We start from the raw sequence: 20,476 nt of genomic DNA on the forward strand, positions 1-20,476 counted from the left end.
TTTGATAGAGAAATCAAACGGCATGAAAAACCTCCTTCTATTCCTGTTTTTTGTAGTGTGTCTAATCACACCAACCTATGCACAGATTCCCTGGGGAGAGTACTCTCAGAGTTACAATGAAGGCATTTATGAAGATCCCTCTAAAGTAGATCTCATTCTGGCTATTCGCAAAGAGAATAACTCTTTCTGGGTTACACACGAAACCAGCAAGCACTTTACACTCTTATCAAAAGATTCTGCTTTTCTGAAGGATCGGCCTTTGGCTAAAGTTATAGCGCGCACCACTTTTGATACAGCTCAAGCACACTTTTTCCTTCATGGGGTGACACCTGCCAATGCTCACAACTATCAGTACCGACTGAGTGAATATCCTGGCAATCGCATTCTGCTACCATGGAAACCAATCAGCGAATTTACAGATTCTGTACTGATTAAAGAATCAACTCTTCCTAAAATGGCTTATCTGGGTGGTTACAAAACACAACTGGGTAAGACACTCATTATAGATGTTCGTCAGGAGAATACGCATCACATTGTCGCAACCAGCCTTATCTCCTGGGAATCTATTCGTCCGCAAATAGCAGAAGTCTATACGTCTGCCAACTTCGATATCTTTTTACGAAAACTGCAATATCCATGGATGAGCAAAGCGACTGACACCTCTCTATCTTTATCGGACAAAATTGTCTTACCTTATAAAAATGCTAACCTGATCTTAGTGCTACAAGCTAATATTTACGACAAGAGTCAGATACAATATGAAGTTATTCGGGATGGATCAGTATTTACTCCCTGGCAAGTAAATGGGTATGATAACAGTTTTGTATGGATCAAAGATTATCCCCCAGGTATGTATCAGATCCATATACGTTATACGGCACAGCCTGAACATACTACTTCCTATCAATTCGAAGTAACTCCGGTATGGTATCAATCTACGTGGTTTCGGGTTTGCGTTGGGATATTTAGTTTTGCTTTTTGGGGAGCGGTTGCATCTTTGGTTCTTTATTTCAGACAAAAGCAAAGAATACAACAGGAATTATCAAACAAAACAAAGGTACAATTGGAACTGAAAGCAATCTATGCACAGCTAAATCCGCATTTTGTCTTTAATGCACTGGGTTCTATACAGGGGCTTATCAATAAGCAAGATGTACAAGGTGCCAACGAGTATCTGTCTGACTTTGCAAGGCTTTTACGTGAATCGCTTCAAAATAGCAACAAAGACACCATTTCTCTATATGAAGAAGTGCAGATGCTGGAAACTTATCTGAAACTGGAAAAACTCCGGTTTGGTTTTTCCTATCAGATTAACGTTCAAAAAGAGATCAACCTATATGAGACCAGCATTCCTTCGCTTTTATTACAACCTCTGGTAGAAAATGCTGTCAAACATGGTGTGTCATCGCTTTATGCACAAGGTATTATTGAGATAGATGTCAGCAAACAGGATGATTCAATGGTTATTATGCTTCAAGACAATGGAAAAGGTTTTGTTCCGGAACAATCACCTACAGGTTACGGACTAAAACTTACCAAGGAAAGAATTTCACTTTTAAACAAGCTGAATAAGGAGCAACCTATCGACCTTTCCATTCATGCAAATACAGGAACAGGTACTTCTATTACTCTTACATTTTACCAGTGGTTTTTATAACTATGAAAGCAGTACTTATAGACGACGAACAACACAATCTTGATAACCTGACAGCACTGCTTGCTCAATACTGTCCACAGGTGGAAGTAAGTGCTACAGCACTGGATGCAGAAACTGGTAAAAATTTTTTGTATGAACACCAGCCCGACCTGTTATTTCTGGATATACAAATGCCTGGTCAGACAGGTTTTGGTCTGTTACAAAGTTTGTCCCACTATGATTTTGAGGTCATCTTTGTTACTGCCTATGACCAGCATGCCATACAGGCCTTCCGGTTTGCAGCAGTGGATTACCTGCTCAAACCTGTTGATATTACATTACTCCAATCAGCTGTACAACGAGCTATGAAACAACGTCTGCTAAAAGTTCATAATCAGCAGCTGGAGAATCTGATGCACCTACTCAAAACCCAACAAGTAAAAGAAGATCAGCGTATAGCCCTGGCAACTACCAAAGAGACACACTTTGTGAGAGTGAGTGACATCATTCGTTGTGAGTCTTCAAACAACTACACCACCTTTTCTCTGACAGATGAAGAAGAATTATTGGTTTGTAAGCCCATTTACGAATACGAAGACATTCTAAAGGACTATGGTTTTATTCGTTGTCATCAGTCACATCTGGTCAACAAAAAATACATCCGAAGCTGGAAGAAAGAATATGGCGATTTTCTACTATTGACAAACGGCAAAGAAATCCCTGTATCCCGAGGCAAAAAAGAAGAAGTAAAAAAAGCCTTACAGTTCTAGCTATACAAGTATCTAACTAAATAAATCTCCGAATCTGATGCGAACTACATATCCTCAAAGCAAGCATTAGCCACTATTGTATACATCATACTAAACCAAAATTCTGATGAAAACTTTATCAGCAGCTATCCCTATGCTCTTTTTTTTCGTACATAGTGTTGCACTCCAAGCTCAGTCAACAGATAATCAACTGGTGAGACTATCCGAAACCTATGAACTAGCCAATATCATTCTGGCACTGACAGAATATGGCAAAACCGATCCCTGGGAAGTAGAACAGCATTCAGACTATTACAAAGAAGTCAGAGCCTATTTTGCATCATTTGCCAGTCATCCCTTACTTGCCAAAGCAAATTATTCCCGCGAGAAATGGGATAGCTATCTGAGCTTTCGGACAGATGCCTATGCATTTTCATTAGATAAAAATAATTGTCTGATCAGGAATGTAGTTTTTCGCACCATTGAGGAACGCAATGCTTTTGAGGAAAATAAGGATTTGATCAACGACTTTGTTCAGGTTACAAATTTTCGTGAGTTCTATGCCAAACATCTCCCCTATTATCAGACACTTGCTACTACATACCTCGAATCCCAACAGTACACACAGATATTTCATTTCCTTGAACAGGAATTTGGTCAGGTACAAGACACAGCACACTATGCCATTGTGATGTCACCGTTGGTAGGGCGTATGAACTGCCATCGTGTTGTCAATGATGTACAAACTGACTTTATTACCTTGCCAGCTTTTATTCTGAAGGGAAAGTCAGCAACCAATGCCTCACAAGAGGATATTGCTACAGGAATTCATATGTTGTTTACCGAACTGGATCATGCATTTGTAAATCCGGTTACCTATCATCACCGTCAATTACTCAAAGAAAATTTCAATAATGCTGTCTGGGATGCAGGAAGTGGATATGAAACAGATAGTCTGGCCACGTTTAATGAATACATGACATGGGCTGCATATGATATCTATATTCGAAAGTTTTTCCCGGAAGTAGCCAATCAAGTATGCACCAACTGGACGTTACAGAATGAAACAAGAGGATTTTATGCCAGCACCTTGTTTACTCAGGAATTAATTAATTTGTATGACCATCGCAAATCTGGCCAAAGGATCAAAGATCTGTATCCAGCATTACTCAAATGTCTTGGTAAATTCCAGCATACGATAAGTAAACCCCTCATAACTTACTGCAATCTCGATAACCAAACTATCTCAGATACTTTAGCAACTTATAAGTTACGATTTTCTGAGCCTATGCAAAATCTGCTTTCATTTGATATTATCAGAGTTATTGAACAAGATGGTAAATCACGGCAACAGAAGTTCGAAATAACACAACAGAAAAATTCACTACGTTGGACAGAAAAAAATACAGAGCTACAGTTTACCTTACCACTGGTAAAAGGTCAACAGAATCGGCTTATTCTAAACTACGCATGGAAAGTTCGGACACCCTTGAAAAGTCGGAAAGGAATTACGCTCAAACCCTACACATCCATTAAAACTACAGTACAATAAACTTATACAGGTTGTTTGATATACTCCAGCTTAGCAGTTCTATACTTCTGCATTTCAGCCAGATGTCGCATACGTTCTATAGACCGATGAAAGCTTTGTACAGTGATGGAATTGACCAACCAGGCAGGTAAGGAAAGGCCTTCTGGCTTTGCATGAAAAATATACTCCACCTTTACACCATTTTCTTCGGGTGTTAACACCCAGCTCCCTCCAGCCTGCAATACACGTGCTTTGTCTTTGTATTTTTTTATATAGGAGGGGGCATTTTTAATGTCTATAGTCACCTTTCCGTCTGAACTCTGCGTCAGTACATTGTGTGTAATTACATCCGCATTCTTAAAAGGCCAGGGAATGCCTATTTCGGCATAAGTATACCAATCCTTATCATTTATGTTTTGTAGCGTTTCATATTTAACCACACGATCCATCCAGCGAGGAGAAGCAGAAGCATCTTTGATCAGCGCCACCATACCACTGAGTGTAGTAGAGATAGTTGTAACAGCCTTTACCTGTCTATACGAACTGCCTGAAGCTGCTTTCACATAGATCTGTACCTGATTGGCATCTTTTTCCAGTTTCCAACCTGATTCCGTATCAGAAATAGGTAGTGATTTTACCAAATTAGCTATGTATCCGGAACAGGCTTCAGTGGAATGTTCCAGACATTCTGTTGCAACAGCAATAGACATCAATACTCCTAAACAAAGTCCAACAGGAATCATACAATTAAAATACATTCTACAGTTTATACTAAAAAACGAATATACGTTACTTCTGGTACGAAAGAAGCAGTATGATTACATAAAAATAAATGCCACTTCCCTATTCTAATGTGGAATTATATAAAAAGGTTTTCGAGAGGTTTATGTCTTAAAAAAGCAATGCGCATACTTCACGTCATTTTTATTCCTGACGTGAAGTATGCGCAACTGAAATAATAATCAGAACTCCAGTCAAACAAAAGTTTGAACTAAATTCAGGTCAAACGCAAAAGTGACCATTATTCGAATATTTCTGGAAAGTGATCGGTATTCCGGTCAAACACAAAATCGATTCGAACTCCAGTCAAAAATGATTTGAAAGTAGATTACGGAACGCCATTGCTATTTTTTATTTATGAATAGAATTCCGTTCACTAGCAAGCTTGCCTGTTTTAAAACGCAGATAGTCATTAGTGACCGAAAATATATTCACCCAGATTCCATAATGCCCAGATCAAAAATGACAGAAAGGCTAGCAATATACATGTGACAATAATGATTATACCCGTACCGTTACCCTGATACTTTCCTTCTTGGTAATGCTTTCTAAGCAAATTCAGGTTACGTTGATTGGATTTAAAACCAATATCAAACAAGTCACCCAGTAATGGAATACTACCCAAGATAGAATCCAGCATTACATTTCCTGCCATCATCAGTACCACTTTCCGGCTCACCCCATGACGTGCCATCATCAATACCATCATTCCGGAAATACCAAAGGTGATCAACTCCCCTATTCCAGGAATAAGACCGATAATAGGATCAAGGCCAAAGCGAATATTGGTACCCGGAATACGGAAAGCATTATCCATGATGTGAGCAGTCGTTTCAATCCACTGAAGCTCTGGAACGCGCCTTACTACTTTTCCTGGTTGTACATATGTCGTTTTCATAGTCATTCTGATTTCTTGTTAATTAGTTACCGAAAAGCTATATAGAATCTCTTTTACTCTCTTATACTCAAAGTAATACAGATACAAAACTTGTACCAACAGATAGTAGTACATTCATACACTCTTGTAACCAGGTATCACATCCTGTAAACCAGATAGATTATTTTTTGCTTACCTTTCTTCATCCAACCATTTCACTAGATTCTATGAACCACTCCAGAAAACAACAAAAATACTCACTCAGTTTTTTCATGGGTATACTAGTAGTGTATCTACTGCTTTCTCAACCAGCATTTGCACAACTAGTAAGCGAGAAACCGTCGCCCTTTATTGAAAAGGAAATTGTCAACTGGGATTATCATTCCAAACAAGTGAATGATGATTTTACAATCTATATACATTTTCCACCAGGATATGATACCTCTAAGATCAGTTATCCAGTCCTGTATATGACAGATGGGGATTGGAATATGACCGTTGCAATGAATTGCTTTAATATGTTGCGGCAAGATTATACTACAATAGAACCTCTTATTGTGGGAATTGGGTATGGTAATCGTCCAAACAAACGGTCTCGCGACTTAAACCCTTCTACAGGTGGACCTGCATTTCTGAAATTTATTACAGATGAAGTAATGCCTTTTGTAAAGAGTACCTATCGTATAACAGATAACAAAGCTTTGTATGGCTATTCGCTGGGAGGCATGTTTACTACCTATGTACTTTTCACCTATCCGGAATTGTTTAATATGATCTTTATAGGTGCACCTGGCAATAACGGAAATGAATTACTTGCTCCAGCTCAGAAGTACTTTGCCAGTCATACAGACCTGAAAAGTAAAGTATTTGTAGGAGTTGGTTCCTATGAACATGAAACTACTGCCAATATTGAAAAATTCAAAGCATACCTGTTGAAACAAAACTGTAAACAACTGGAACTGGAAACTGCCATTACACCCAATGCCGGGCATGGTGCAGCCTTGGCTCAGGTTATGCAGAATGCTATTGCCTTTGCTTATTGTACGAAACATAAACCTATAGTAGTGCCGGCCAAAACGCTACAAAAATATGCAGGAACATATATCCTCGAAAGCGAACCTAATGAAAAGTATACTGTGTTCGTACAAAATGAGAAGTTGTATTTTAAATCAGGTCAGAGTCCAACACAACTTGTTCCCTATACCAAAGACGGATTTTTTATGTATGAAAATCAGAAAGGTACATTCACATTCAAAGAAGAAGCTGGAAAAATGTCTGTTGTATATGAGGAAACAAATCAGAAACCAACCTCACTGAAAAAAATCAACTGATGTATTTGGTCTTGACATTCAGGGAAAATAGAAATAGGTAAGAGAAAAAACAAAACACAAATATGGTAAGCCAGAAAAAGTTTTCTTTCTTTGAAGCAGAAGATCAATTTTTTAGAAACCAGAAAACAAACCAATTGTTAAAATGAAACTTACCTATTATGGTCATTCCTGTTTCTCGGTAGTAGCAGGAGGCAAACACATTTTATTTGATCCCTTCATTTCAGGCAATGAACTGGCCAAAAATATTCAGGTAGACCAGATACAGGCTGATTATATATTTGTATCCCATGGACACTTTGATCATATGCTGGATGCTGTCAGTATTGCTAATCGTACAGGTGCAACTATAGTAGGTAGCTGGGAACTCTACACCTATTTTGGTCAGCAAGGTGTAAAGAATGTACATCCCCTGAATCCAGGAGGGAAAGTAAGTTTCGACTTTGGAACTGTAAAAGCGTTTGGAGCACAACATTCCAGCAGTTTTCAGGATGGTAACTATGCAGGTGTAGCCAGCGGATTTGCTCTAAAAACGTCTGATGGTAACTTCTACTATAGTGGTGATACAGGTCTTACACTAGATATGACCTTAGTAGCTAAATGGGTAAAACTGGATTTTGCTGTCCTTCCTATAGGAGATGTGCTGACAATGGGTATAGAGGATGCCATACAAGCGGCTCAGTTTTTGGAGACAACCACTATAGTAGGCGTTCACTACGATACATGGGGCTTTATTAAACTTGATGCAGCTAATGCAAAAGAACAATTTACGGAGTCTAACATAAAATTACATTTGCCAGAAATTGGCGAAAGCATTGAGATATAAGATCTTTTATAGAACAGGTGACCTTATAGTAAGCATGTGTTTATTATAAGGTCGCTACATTTTTTAACCTATTGTCTTTTATTTTTTCACATTCAGTTTCTCCTTCGATTTATCATCCTAAAACACACACAAAGTTGGTTTATTCATAAAACATGTAATAAACTCATTCACAACGTATTTTTTCTCCAAAATTCCCGATATACTTTTACTTACATTAAATCTGATATAAGTAAAACATATACATGGGTCGATATTTACACATCTGTTTTAAACGTTCACATTGTATTCTTTTAACAATTATCGTTCTTTTTTTTCAATCACTTGTTAGTAGTGCTCAGGATTACCTTTGGACAAAACAAGCAGGCGGAACAGGTGATGATTTTGGGATTGAAATAGTAGTTGATGACTTAGGTAACTCTTATGTTACAGGTCAAATTCAAGGAAGTGCTGTATTTGGAACAACCACTTTGATCAGTGCAGGTGGAAATGATATATTTATTGCCAAGTATGATCCTAATGGAAATGTCATCTGGGTGATTCGTGCAGGAGGAAGCGGTAATGATGATGCTAGAGGGATAAATATTGACAAAAATGGTAATTGCTATATCACAGGTAGTTTTAGAGAAAGTGCAAAATTTGGTACAACAACAATAACAGCATACAACGATGGCTGGAGTGATATGTTTCTTGCTAAAATAGATCCAAATGGGAATTTTTTATGGGCTAAAAATACGTCTACTGACCCCGAAAATCAAAGTGGATATGGGCTTGAAATAGATAAAGATGGATCTATTTATGTTTCTGGTGCATTTACATCAAGTGCCTCATTCAATTCTATTAAATTGACAAGTCAGGGTGGGTCTGATATCTTCTTAGCTAAATTTGATTCAAATGGTAACCCTATTTGGGTAAAAAGCGCAGGAAGCAACGGTGGAGTTGGATATGAACTAGGGCGTGATGTCGCTCTTGATGCAAATGGGAATTGTTATCTGACAGGAGGATTCCAAAACACGGCAAGCTTTGCTACTGGAGTTACAGTAACAAGTGCAGGGGGAAATAATGATATCTTTCTTGCAAAATATGCACCAGATGGATCTGTTTTGTGGGTTAAAAGAGCCGGAGGAAATGGAGAAGATATTGGTATAGGTCTTGCAACAGATGTAGCAGGTAATATTTTTTTAACAGGGCGTTTTTCAAACACTTCAAATTTTGGAAGCATTAATCTTACCAGTATAGGTAACTTTGACGGATTTATTGCCAAGTATGCCCCGGATGGATCTGTAACCTGGGCGCAAAAAGTAAGTAGTTCCAATGCCGATTTTGGTCAGGGGACTGTGGTAGATGCAGGTGGCAATTGTTTTATTGTTGGGCAATATGGTGGTAGTACAACCCTCAATTGTGCTAAGATTGCCAATAAAGGACAAGGTGATATTTATGTTGCTAAATATGATCCGTCAGGAAATATATTATGGGCCCAAAATGCGGGAGGTACAGCTGATGATGCTGGATATTCGTTAGGAATTGACAAAATAGGGAATTGTTATGTGACCGGAACTTTTGCCAGTTCTCCTGCTACTTTTGGAAAGTCTAGTTTTACGAATAAAGGTATCCGGGATATCTTTGTTGCTAAACTCTTCTCTGTCCCAAATTCTATCACTCTTTCAGAGGTCAATCCAGTATGTCCGGATGCATCTTTTCAAGTTGCTTTTGCTATAAGTTGTGCCTCTTCCTCTCAAACCTATTCTGTTCAATTGTCAGAGCCCAATTCTTCTAACTTCCCTGTTAGCCCTCAAATCATTGCAACAGGCACGAGTTCTCCTATTACAGCAAACTTACCCACTGGAATAAAACCTGGCAATTACTTTATTCGTGTTGTTTCTTCCAATGGAACAATATCCAATAATGTGCCATTACAAGTGCAAGTTGCAGCTTCCTCAGTTTCAATTCAGGCTAGTGATCTAGGACCTTGCGGAAGTACAAATATTGATTTCACATTGACAACAACCAATGCGGGTACATCTCCTACCTATTCATGGTCTGTCAAAATTGATGATGTTGTCCAATTAGCCACTAGTACATCTGACAAACTCTCATTTGCTTTACCACAAACAACGAAAGGATATACTCTGGAAGTTTCTGCTACCATGAAATCCAGCAATGCTTGTACCATTCCGGTTACAGATACATGGAAGATGTATATAGATAAATTTCCTTCTCTAGTTCTTAACCCACTCAATCCTGCATGTCAGCAAGGTACTTTAAATTTAGCCTTTTCAACCAGTTGTTCCCTAAATTCAGGTGTGACCTATACAGCTCAGCTATCCCCTGCCAATACAGATTCGTTTCAGGATATTGCTACAGGATCTGGTAGCCCGCTTTCTGGAATACAACTCAACAACATGTCTCCTGGAACATATAAAGTTCGTATCAAATCTTCCACAGGATTACAATCCAATGAGGTAGACTTAGTCATTCTCTCAGTTGGCAAAGTCGATGTTGCATTAAAGGAAAAACGCGTGAATACATGTACAGATGAAACTGTAACTGTCAAGACAACATCACCTCAAACAGGTGCCCTATTTCAATGGCAAATCAATGGAAACAATACGAGTGAAACTACATCATCAGATTCTCTGGCATTACCATCCTTCGTAAACATAGATAAGGATACTACCCTTCTGGTTAGTGTTTATATAACATTTCCAAATTCGTGTATACAATCGGATACGGCTCAATTAGCAGTTACCTATTATCCGGCACTAGGCGTTACATGTTCGATCCCTGATACCATTGATATAGATGTTCCCACTCCGTTTATAACCTCTACATCAAAGGGCAAACCTCCTTACAAAATAAACTGGAGCCTGGATCATACTGGAAAAATAATATTTGCTCGTTCTGATACAGCCATGCTTTCGTTTCAGGAGGAGGGATTATCATTTGTTTCTGTAACGGTGAAAGATGACAGGGGTTGTGAAGCTACCTGTAGCAAATATGTATACATTAATGCCCCAATTGGCACTATACCCAATGTATTCACTCCTAATCATGATGAGTTCAACAAACGATTTACTATCAACTATAAAGGAAAAAGAAAATTCAAAATGGAAATATACAACCGTTGGGGTAGATTGATAACAACCGTGCATGATGGAGTGTATGGATGGGATGGAGGCAATTGTACCTCAGGCATTTACTATTATCAGATCCAAGTTGGAGAACAATCTTTCAAAGGATGGGTGCATCTTTTACGGGATGCAGAACAAAACCCATAAAATTTCTTGAGGATTAGTATCTTTGACAACTAATCAAGATACTAATCTTTATTCCATATGTCCTTTATTGACCTTTCCGCACAATCTGAAAAAACAATCTTTGATGGCTTCTTTGCCAGGTTTGTTCATACAGACCAGATAACTATTGCCTATGTTCGCATTGAAGAAGGCAAACATCTGCCACCTCACTCCCATCCACAGGAACAGATTACTACAGTAATATCTGGTGAACTGGAAATGACTGTAGGAGAGGAAACTCAGGTATTAAAAGAAGGTCAGGTAGGGGTTATACCAAGTAATGTAGTTCATTCTGGCAAAGCACTTACACCTTGTTATGTGATTGATGTGTTCAATCCTGTTCGGGAAGATTTTAAGAAGTTGTAGTGAAAAGAAGTAGTATTACTGCTTCTTTTCGCGGATTGTTTTTACAATTCGTACTGCCATCATAATCAATACAGCAAAGGCAATAAGCCCTACTACTCCCCATACCCAATCCAGTGTATTTTTCAAAACAACGAGAAATACAATAGCAAACAGAAAAATAGTTGCAACCTCATTGTAAAGTCGTAGTTGTAGGGAGGAGAACCGGAATTTGCCTGAACGCAATTCGTAGATCAGCTTGCGGCAAAAGAAATGATAAACGAGTAATCCTACCACAAAGGCCAGTTTTAGATGCAACCAGCCATGTGCAGCAAAGCTATCCCACCAGGTCCAATAAACTAATCCTGCTCCCGATAATACAGTAAGCCACATAGCAGGTACCATAATCGCATTAAAAAGTACTCGTTCCATTTTCTGAAACTGAGCCTGAATGATATCTCGTTCCAGATCTGGTTTCTGATTAGCCTCGGTATGATATACAAAAAGGCGAGGCAGATAAAATAAGCCAGCAAACCAGCTGACCACAAAAATAATATGAATAGCCTTGAGGTGTTCGTATTGCATGCGTTTGGTACAGGTGCCTTATTGTTTTTTTGCCTTATATCCTTCTTTCTGTAATTCCTGCACAATCTTATCTCTGAAGTCTCCCTGAATCATGATCTCACTATCTTTCACAGATCCTCCTACTCCACATTTGGTTTTTAGCTTCTTAGCTAACACCTCCAGATCATCCGCTTTTCCGACAAAGCCTGTAACCAGTGTTACCTGCTTCCCGGCACGTCCCTTTTTATCTAGCAATACTTTTAAATTCTGTTGAGCCGGAGCCAGAGTTTCTGCTTCTTCATCCTGATTGTACGTATATTCAAAATCCTCATTGGTTGAATATACAACGCCTTCGCGTCCTTTGTGTTTGTTCGACATGGTCAAAAGAATAACTGTTTGTAAAACTAGCAGACACAAAAATAATAACTGCTATCATTTTTCCGGAAAAAACTTATAACTCTAGCATTTTTATAATATTTTAGAGTAAGTTTTGTACTTTAAATAGCCCCAACTCAACCTGATATCATATGAAAAAGTCACTTTATACCTTTTTTCTGGCATTGTTACTACTACCTGGCACCTTACTGGCTACAGATCCGCATACACTGGAAATTGGTGCATCAGCCCCAGATTTTAGTCTGCCAGGTACAGATGGAAAAACGTATACACTTAAAAGCTTTGCGAATGCCCCTATTCTGGTGGTTGTATTTACCTGTAATCATTGCCCTACCGCACAAGCATATGAAGATCGGGTGAAAAAACTGGCTGCTGATTACAAAAGCAAAGGAGTAGCACTGATAGCTATTTCGCCAAATGATCCTAAATCCGTCCGATTGGATGAGCTAGGCTATACAGACATGAGTGATACGTTTGAAGAAATGAAAATACGTGCCAAAGAAAAAGGCTATAACTTCCCCTATCTCTACGATGGTGATACACAGAAAACCTCACTGGCATATGGAGCAGTAGCGACACCTCATGTGTTTATCTTTGACAAAGCCCGCAAGCTGCAGTATACTGGTCGCATAGATGACTCCGAAAAACCTGGGAGTACACCCAAAAATGATGATGCCCGGAATGCATTGGAAGCTATGCTGGCAGGGAAACCCGTACCTGTAGCAAAAACCAAAACATTTGGTTGCTCTGTCAAATGGATGGACAAACGGGATGGTGTAACCAAAGGATTTGAAGACTGGGCCAAAGAAGAAGTTAAACTAGAAACGATTACAGAAGATGGCCTGAAAGCTTTAGTAAAGAACGATTCTGACAAGTTACGCCTTATCAATGTATGGGCCACCTGGTGCGGTCCCTGTGTTACTGAGTTCCCTGACTTCATTTCGATAAATCGTATGTATCGGGGACGGGATTTTGAGTTTGTTTCCATTAGTGCGGATAAACCGGATAAGAAAGAAAAAGCACTGGCTTTCCTGAAAAAGACACAAGCTTCGAATACTAACTATATCTTTGAGTCCGGAGATGTATATAAGATGATTGATATCATTGATCCAAAGTGGCAGGGAGCTTTACCTTATACATTACTGGTTGAGCCAGGTGGTAAAATTGTCTATGCCAAACAAGGTCCAATCAATCCTCAGGAATTGAAACGACTCATTGTTGATAATCATCTCATTGGCCGCTATTATTAAACAGCCTTCTTTGCCAACATGTACTCTGAAGTACATGTTGGCAAAGAAAACAAAATATTTTTTGACAGACAGGGTGATTGCTATGTAGTCAATGGTATTAACCCTAAAAAACACCATGCAGGACACCGAAATCATTGCAGCAATTAAAGAACGTGACAATGCTGCCTTTAAGATTGTCTATACATTCTACTATCCAATGGTAGAGCACTTTGTGAAAAAGAATAGTGGGACTTCTGATGATGCAAGAGATGTTTTTCAGGAAGCTATTCTGGTGTTATTAGATAAGATCCCCAAAGAAGAATTCGAATTGACCAGCTCTTTAAAAACATATATTTTTTCCGTTGCCTCCAATATCTGGCTCAAGCGGTTACGGGAAGCACATCGAACTGCATCCTCCCTAACCACTCCACTAAGTGATGACTATTTATCTGAACTGGAACAGCAGGAAGATTCCTATATTCAAGCAAATCTGATTAAACGCATATTTATGCGGATTACCAAACCTTGCATCAAGATGCTGTCCAGCATCTTCCTGAGTGAACTCAAGCGGGAGATCCTAATGCGTCAGTTGGGATATAAAAACACACATTCTTTTGATAACCAGAAATACAAATGTCTACAACAAGCCCGCAAATATTCAAAAGAAAATAGTTTGTAAGAGGTGATTGTAAATGGAACACTGGTATTAACTTTCAAATACCAGAAAGTACAATGACTACACAAACAATCTGTCCTTTACCGCCTTCGGTACAAAGTATTCACCAGTCCGGCAGGAAACACTACATTCGGGAGTTCCTTTTATTCTTTTTCCGTTTTGGGCTCTGCCCTATCTGCATTACGGCCAGTATAAGTTATGCCCTATATAAAGCTGTCAGAACACTAAAAAACTAATACAATATTCATAATTATTTCCTGAACGCATCTGCAAAAGTTGTGCAGGCTCTCTATTTTCCAAAACTAATCAGTACTATTTATGAAACTCTCTCAAAATCAGTCAGCTCCCTTGTTTAACACCGTTGACATATGGCAAAACACTGTTAGTCTGCAACATCAGCAGGGACATAAAATATATCTTGCCTTTATGCGTAATGCCGGATGTCCGGTTTGTAACCTGCGAGTCCATGAGCTACTTCAGAAAGCAGATCATTTTGCAAAACATAACATAAAGATCTGGTTGGTTTATGAATCCACGCCAGCTAAAATGAAAGAATATCTTTCTCAACAAAGTTATCCATTCATCTTTATTGCAGATCCCGAAAACAAGTTATATCAGTTATACAGTGTAGAACGGTCAACAGGTAAAGTATTGAAAAGTATATTCAATGGCATACTGGGAAAAGCCATGAAAGGCCAGAAACTCTATAAAGAAAAAATCTCACAGGATGGTCATACCAACACTATTCCAGCTGAGTTTCTCATTGATGAAAAAGGAAGATTACAGATTGTACATTATGGCACTCATATAGGCGATCACCTTCCAATAGAGCAACTCCGTTAGCAATCTGACAAAACCAGCAAAAACAAAATTGAAGAATAACCTAAAAACAACCAGAGGCTACAAACATAAACTCTGGTTGTAAAACTCGTGATTACTCAAAATCCTCTCTTACTCAGATCAGGTAACCATACTCGTAAACTACCAGGCTTGATATGCACTTCTAAACGAGCATCCATCATCATAGGTTCCCCATCGATATGTACAGGTGCATCTGCCGAACGTTCAATGATAGCTTTTGCAGTTGGCATCACTTTTAAATACGAAGAAGTATGCAATGTCTTTCCAAACAACTGCACTCCCAGTGGCACCGCCATAGGTGACGGAAACGGACGCATCAGGCACACATCCACTAGTCCATCTGCAATATCTGCTTGCGGAGAGATGTATGCATTATTTCCATACTGTCCTGCATTGGCAAAACTCACTAGAAACGATTCAGAATCAAATGTTGATCCGTTTAGTGTAATGAGATAGCGATCGGGACGGTAGTTAAAAAATTCTGATAGCGTTGTCTTTATATAGGTTTGAAACCCTCGACGTGTTTGCTGGTCAAACTTCAATCCGATATAGGCGTCAAAGCCTGTTCCTGCTACACAGAAAAACGGACGGCCATTTAAGGTACAACTGTCGATTATTTTTTCGCGGGCTGTATTCAGCATCTGAATAGCCTTTTCCGTTTTCAGCGGAATTCCCAGGTGTCGGGCTAATCCATTTCCTGATCCTAAAGGAATAATACTTAACGCAGTCTGTGTACCAACTAATGCAGCAGCAGTCTCATTCATTGTTCCATCCCCTCCTACCGCTACAACACAATGTGCACCATCATTTGCAGCCTGAGCAGCAATCTCAGTTGCATGGCTTTTAGCTTTGGTATAGATTATATCATACTCAATCACCTGCTTATCAATATACAACTTGATAAGGTCTTCAATCCTGGCTTTGGATCGGGTACCAGCCCGCGGATTGACGACAAAAACAATATTCTTTTTCAAGGGTGTCCTGTTTAACTTTCTTGTTACTTATAATCATTTCTTAAATTCTCAAAAACTTCCCATAAACTCATACCCACTTGATACAATCAGAGCTATAGACCAAAGTACTACATGTGTAAATGTTCCGATTGCTGTATTATCCATGATCCCCAGAGTACTATTCCGGCAAGAAGTAAAACTACAGAAAAAACATCTTTTAAATCCTGTAAATATATACCGGATTTACCTCTAGAAAAATCATAAATGTATGGACTCAGAATGAGGCACAAAAAGCAATTAAAACCCAATACCCCAGAGTTTATCCTTTTAGAAAGTGAACTGTCTCAACAACATCTGCACTTCCTATTATCCAACAAATCCACACAAAACTAAATACCAGTGCATTGTCGGTTTGTGTGACTATACTTACAATGATCAACAAACACATAAAACAATTTTTGATAAGTTCCCTGTTATCTGGTGATTTAACCCTACCAGATAAATAATCCATCAAAAACGGAAGAGAGATACACACAAAAAAGGCAATACAAACAATTATCCCTGTCATTGGAAAATAAATTAGCCTCCACAAAATAAAAAAACTTCCTGAGTTGATGTTTCAGGAAGTTTCTCAGGTAATACACCTGTAATATTATAGGGCAAGTTACAAAGACTTATCCCAGGTGGAATGTTAAAACCGGACGCAAAGCATGGTTTACAATATCTTCTGCAATGCTTCCTAACAACAGATGTGAAAATCCGGTGCGACCATGCGTAGCCACTGCAATCACGTCAGCATCTACCTCATCTGCAAAGTGAATGATACCACGTTCTTCAGTTTCATCATTATATGAATGAAACTCATAGTTTGTCAGCCCGTGTTTAGTAACAAACTGCTCTACTCTTTCCCGAATAGTACGACTGGACGAGAAAGAGAAAATAGTATTAACATACAGCAAGTACAAGTGTGCCCCAAAGATAGTCTGGAATTGTTTCAGTTGTTCAGTCACTGCTGTCTGATCACCATCAAAGTTAGTGGCAAACACAATCTTTTTCATATCAAACACTTCTGGAAGATTACGTACACTCAGTACCGGACAACCTACCTGACGCACTACCTTTTCTGTATTCGAACCGATCAAGGCACCCGAGAATCCGCTGGCACCGTTTGTTCCCATTACTACCAGATCAATACCTTGTCCTGTTACATATTCCCGTACTAACCGAAACATCTGTCCAATCTCAACCATGTGAAAAACGGTAACTTCATCATCAATGGTATCAATCAATTCCAGCATTCGTTTTTTGTTTACCTCCAGCAGCTTCAACACAAATAGTTTATCCATTGCAGAAGAATCTGCTTCTACATCCCCCAAAGCACTGAACCCTACATTGCCGACATATTCTTCAATGTGCAGCAAATGAATCTCTGCACCGCATTTTTTAGCAATCTGAATAGCCACTTTCAGTGCATTATTGGCCTGTTCAGAAAAGTCTGTAGGAATTAATATTTTTTTCATTGGAAAAAATTGAGAGAGATTAATAAACGATTAAATTATTTTAAGAAAAAATATGTTACAGGAAAAAGCACTTTTATTACATTCGCTTACCAGAATGTCTCTGAAAGGTAGAAAAATCACTATCGAAACCAAAATCTGTCAGAAGGTTTCAGAATTATTGAAGTAATATAATTTCTAAATTTATTTTTTTCTGAAATCATATGACATCTTAACACCTGTTTTTTCTCATTTTAAAGTTAATTTTTATTCTACCTTTTCATTCAGTTTATTTTTATCCAATCTTACAACAATGAATGATTTCGTAACACAAATCACCAGCATTTTTCCCGAAGAAGACCAAATCCCTGAAGAATTCCGATTGAAAAGCCTCGTAAACCAGAAAGAATACCTGGTTAATGGGGAATTACGTCGTTGGGATGGCCCTACCAGTGAGGTATACTCTCCTGTTTGTATTCGTTCAGCAGAGGGTTTAAAACGTACACTGATAGGCAGTTATCCAATTGCTACTGAAAAAGAAGCACTGGAGGCTCTGGAAGCAGCCGAACAAGCCTTTAACCATGGTCGGGGTGAATGGCCTACCATGTCAGTAGCTGAACGCATTGCCTGTATGGAAAAGTTTACAGCCCGTATGATTGAGAAAAAACAGGAGGTTGTAAGCTTACTGATGTGGGAAATCGGAAAATCTCAGGCTGATTCTATCAAGGAATTTGACCGGACAGTGGAATATATCTACGATACCATTGACTGCCTTAAAGACATTGACAGAGCCTCTTCCCGTTTTAAAATCGAACAAGGCATTATCGGTCAGATTCGTCGCTCTCCATTGGGAGTAGTTCTATGTATGGGGCCATTCAATTATCCATTGAATGAAACCTATACCACACTGATTCCTGCTATTCTGATGGGTAATACTATCCTATTCAAACCTCCAAAACATGGTTCATTGTTGCACTATCCAATGCTGGAAGCTTTCCGCGATTGCTTCCCGAAAGGTGTGGTAAATACTATCTATGGCCGTGGTAGCAGTGTAGTACCTGCTCTAATGGAATCAGGAAGAATCAATGTGTTAACACTGATTGGTTCCAGCCGTGTAGCCAATGACCTCAAAAAAATGCACCCAAAGGTAAACCGGTTACGGGCAGTGTTAGGTCTGGATGCTAAAAACGCAGCGATTGTTCTCAAAAATGCAGACCTGGATCTGACAGTGAAAGAATGTATCCTGGGCACTTTGTCTTTTAATGGACAACGTTGTACAGCGATTAAGATGATTTTTGTTCACCGTTCCATTGCACCTGTATTTCTGGAACGTCTGTCTGATGCTATCAGCAAGATGAAGTATGGTATGCCTTGGGAAAAAGGAGTTAACCTTACCCCTCTGCCCGAGCCAAACAAACCAGCCTATCTGACTGAATGCATTGAAGATGCTAAAGCACATGGCGCATCGGTAGTCAACGAACACGGAGGGGCACAGGCAGGTTCGTTCTTCTATCCAGCAGTAGTGTATCCTGTAAACAGAAATATGAAACTGTATCGTGAAGAACAGTTTGGACCTATTATTCCGGTTATACCATTCGATGATATTGAAGAGCCTATCGACTATATCATTGAGTCTGACCATGGTCAACAGGTGAGTATCTTTGGAACTAACACCGATCAGATTGCCAATCTTATTGATCCATTGGTTAACCAGGTATCACGGGTTAATATCAATGCTCAGTGTCAGCGTGGACCAGATGTATTTCCATTCACAGGCCGCAAAGATTCGGCAGAAGGTACTTTATCTGTAGAAGATGCCTTGCGTTCATTCTCGATCCGAACATTGGTGGCAACCAAAGAAACTAACGAAAACAAAGCTATTCTGAATGACATCATAGAAAGCAATAAATCGAAGTTTCTGTCAACCAAGTATATTTTCTAAAAGAAAGGGGGCGAAATTACTTTCGTCCCCTTTTTTAATCCTATCATCAATTCCTCAGTATCATTCTGCATGGAATCTGAGTAATCTTTGAATCTGACCATTACTTATCCAGAGTTTGTCGTAGACTTTCGATAAATTCTTCTGTTACATCAAAATAAGAAGCCAGTTGCTGAGTAGTCAGCATACCATCTTTTAGAAATTTGAGAATAGTAACTGTCTTCTCTTCCAGTTTTCCCTCCAGACGGCCTTCTAGACGACCTTCCAAACGACCTTCCAAACGACCTCTTTCTTCGCCTTTTTGTTCACCTCTTTTGAAGAGAATATCATCTTCTTCTTTGATATATTGGGATATAGATTCTATCATGATTTCTACAAAGGGTGTTAGTTTACGCAAGTTAGCCAATACTCTTAATTGTTGCAAGTGTTTATCCCGTTCTACTTTACTAGTTGAAGTCTCGTTTAATCGTTGTACAATCAAACTAGCCGCAGTTTCAGGAGTAGTATTGCCAAAATTCCCTAATACAGCAAAGACCACTTCATCACCTTTATCTGAGGAGAGAAAGAGCCCATAGTCAATGGTAGAAAATTGGACCAGATAAAATGAAAATGTAAGATTTTCCTGTTCAATATGCGTTTCCATAGTTGGTTTCTGTTCGGAGAGGAAAACCACATATTGTTTAACTGGCAGCTTGTATTTTCGAGACAGAATACCCATATACTCCAGCATGCGATACACCATATCCGGTTCATCAGCAAGTTGAAACTCAATCTGTAATAAAAAGGTTGCCCCTTGTTTATCTGTAACTTTCAGTAGTTGGTCAGGCTTTCGCTCAAGTGTACGTTGCAATTCCTGTGACATCATCTCATAGGAAGCTACCTGAATCTGAAATACTTTCTCAATCAGGGCCAGAGTAACAGACTCCAGATTTTCTTTGAATATTTTATCATATTGATTGCCTTCTTTTTTGGTGCTCATATAAGTATAAAAAGTAAAATA

The 20,476-nt window shown here is 38.9% G+C and carries 18 protein-coding genes; 11 read left to right on the plus strand and 7 right to left on the minus strand.

Going from position 1 to position 20,476, the window contains the following annotated elements:
• Positions 1-22: 22 nt before the first annotated feature.
• The 3 genes from QNI15_RS15990 to QNI15_RS16000 all read left to right on the plus strand — a co-directional run bounded on the left by QNI15_RS15990 (position 23) and on the right by QNI15_RS16000 (position 3,937).
• Positions 23-1,657, plus strand: a complete 1,635-nt coding sequence (locus QNI15_RS15990) for a sensor histidine kinase (RefSeq protein ID WP_314032559.1) — start codon at positions 23-25, stop codon at positions 1,655-1,657.
• Between the two features lie 2 nt (positions 1,658-1,659).
• A complete protein-coding gene (locus tag QNI15_RS15995) occupies positions 1,660-2,406 on the plus strand; it encodes a LytR/AlgR family response regulator transcription factor (RefSeq protein WP_313997025.1) in 747 nt (248 codons plus the stop codon).
• A 106-nt stretch (positions 2,407-2,512) separates the two neighbouring features.
• Entirely contained in the window at positions 2,513-3,937 is a 1,425-nt protein-coding gene (locus tag QNI15_RS16000) for a DUF4932 domain-containing protein (protein WP_314032561.1), read from the plus strand.
• Between the two features lie 2 nt (positions 3,938-3,939).
• Here the strand turns inward: QNI15_RS16000 and QNI15_RS16005 are convergent, their stop codons facing one another.
• Complete coding sequence (locus tag QNI15_RS16005; RefSeq protein ID WP_314032562.1) at positions 3,940-4,674, minus strand: START domain-containing protein; 735 nt, start codon at positions 4,672-4,674, stop codon at positions 3,940-3,942.
• A 434-nt stretch (positions 4,675-5,108) separates the two neighbouring features.
• A complete protein-coding gene (locus tag QNI15_RS16010; RefSeq protein ID WP_314032563.1) occupies positions 5,109-5,594 on the minus strand; it encodes a DUF4112 domain-containing protein in 486 nt (161 codons plus the stop codon).
• 251 nt (positions 5,595-5,845) lie between these two features.
• Here QNI15_RS16010 and QNI15_RS16015 point away from each other — a divergent pair, with 251 nt between their 5' ends.
• The 4 genes from QNI15_RS16015 to QNI15_RS16030 all read left to right on the plus strand — a co-directional run bounded on the left by QNI15_RS16015 (position 5,846) and on the right by QNI15_RS16030 (position 11,386).
• On the plus strand, positions 5,846-6,904 hold the full coding sequence (locus QNI15_RS16015; protein ID WP_314032565.1) for an alpha/beta hydrolase-fold protein: 1,059 nt from the start codon (positions 5,846-5,848) through the stop codon (positions 6,902-6,904).
• 142 nt (positions 6,905-7,046) lie between these two features.
• Positions 7,047-7,727, plus strand: a complete 681-nt coding sequence (locus QNI15_RS16020) for a metal-dependent hydrolase (RefSeq protein WP_313997014.1) — start codon at positions 7,047-7,049, stop codon at positions 7,725-7,727.
• 242 nt (positions 7,728-7,969) lie between these two features.
• Complete coding sequence (locus QNI15_RS16025; RefSeq protein ID WP_314032566.1) at positions 7,970-11,002, plus strand: SBBP repeat-containing protein; 3,033 nt, start codon at positions 7,970-7,972, stop codon at positions 11,000-11,002.
• Between the two features lie 57 nt (positions 11,003-11,059).
• Positions 11,060-11,386 (plus strand): cupin domain-containing protein, encoded by a 327-nt coding sequence (locus QNI15_RS16030; protein WP_314032567.1) that lies wholly within the window; start codon positions 11,060-11,062, stop codon positions 11,384-11,386.
• Between the two features lie 15 nt (positions 11,387-11,401).
• Here the strand turns inward: QNI15_RS16030 and QNI15_RS16035 are convergent, their stop codons facing one another.
• Entirely contained in the window at positions 11,402-11,947 is a 546-nt protein-coding gene (locus QNI15_RS16035; protein WP_313984092.1) for a CopD family protein, read from the minus strand.
• 18 nt (positions 11,948-11,965) lie between these two features.
• On the minus strand, positions 11,966-12,304 hold the full coding sequence (locus QNI15_RS16040; protein WP_313997006.1) for a translation initiation factor: 339 nt from the start codon (positions 12,302-12,304) through the stop codon (positions 11,966-11,968).
• A 149-nt stretch (positions 12,305-12,453) separates the two neighbouring features.
• Here QNI15_RS16040 and QNI15_RS16045 point away from each other — a divergent pair, with 149 nt between their 5' ends.
• The 3 genes from QNI15_RS16045 (at position 12,454) to QNI15_RS16055 (ending at position 15,070) form a co-directional block, all read left to right on the plus strand.
• Positions 12,454-13,572: a redoxin family protein gene (locus QNI15_RS16045; RefSeq protein ID WP_313997004.1), complete on the plus strand. Its 1,119-nt coding sequence runs from the start codon at positions 12,454-12,456 to the stop codon at positions 13,570-13,572.
• A gap of 115 nt (positions 13,573-13,687) precedes the next feature.
• The gene (locus QNI15_RS16050) at positions 13,688-14,230 is read left to right on the plus strand and encodes an RNA polymerase sigma factor (protein ID WP_313997002.1); all 543 of its coding nucleotides are present in this window, start codon (positions 13,688-13,690) and stop codon (positions 14,228-14,230) included.
• Positions 14,231-14,545: 315 nt separating this feature from the next.
• A complete protein-coding gene (locus QNI15_RS16055) occupies positions 14,546-15,070 on the plus strand; it encodes a peroxiredoxin-like family protein (protein WP_314032569.1) in 525 nt (174 codons plus the stop codon).
• A gap of 95 nt (positions 15,071-15,165) precedes the next feature.
• Here QNI15_RS16055 and QNI15_RS16060 read toward each other — a convergent pair whose 3' ends face one another.
• Both QNI15_RS16060 and QNI15_RS16065 read right to left on the minus strand, forming a co-directional pair.
• Positions 15,166-16,062: a diacylglycerol/lipid kinase family protein gene (locus tag QNI15_RS16060; RefSeq protein ID WP_314032570.1), complete on the minus strand. Its 897-nt coding sequence runs from the start codon at positions 16,060-16,062 to the stop codon at positions 15,166-15,168.
• Positions 16,063-16,715: 653 nt separating this feature from the next.
• Positions 16,716-17,561, minus strand: a complete 846-nt coding sequence (locus tag QNI15_RS16065; RefSeq protein ID WP_313996996.1) for a universal stress protein — start codon at positions 17,559-17,561, stop codon at positions 16,716-16,718.
• Positions 17,562-17,850: 289 nt separating this feature from the next.
• Between QNI15_RS16065 and QNI15_RS16070 the strand changes: the two genes are divergently transcribed.
• Entirely contained in the window at positions 17,851-19,479 is a 1,629-nt protein-coding gene (locus QNI15_RS16070; RefSeq protein ID WP_314032571.1) for an NADP-dependent glyceraldehyde-3-phosphate dehydrogenase, read from the plus strand.
• Between the two features lie 100 nt (positions 19,480-19,579).
• Here QNI15_RS16070 and QNI15_RS16075 read toward each other — a convergent pair whose 3' ends face one another.
• Complete coding sequence (locus tag QNI15_RS16075; RefSeq protein ID WP_314032573.1) at positions 19,580-20,455, minus strand: hypothetical protein; 876 nt, start codon at positions 20,453-20,455, stop codon at positions 19,580-19,582.
• Positions 20,456-20,476 lie beyond the last annotated feature (21 nt).

Source organism: Xanthocytophaga flava, from assembly GCF_030068545.1.
GTDB lineage: Bacteria > Bacteroidota > Bacteroidia > Cytophagales > 172606-1 > Xanthocytophaga > Xanthocytophaga flava.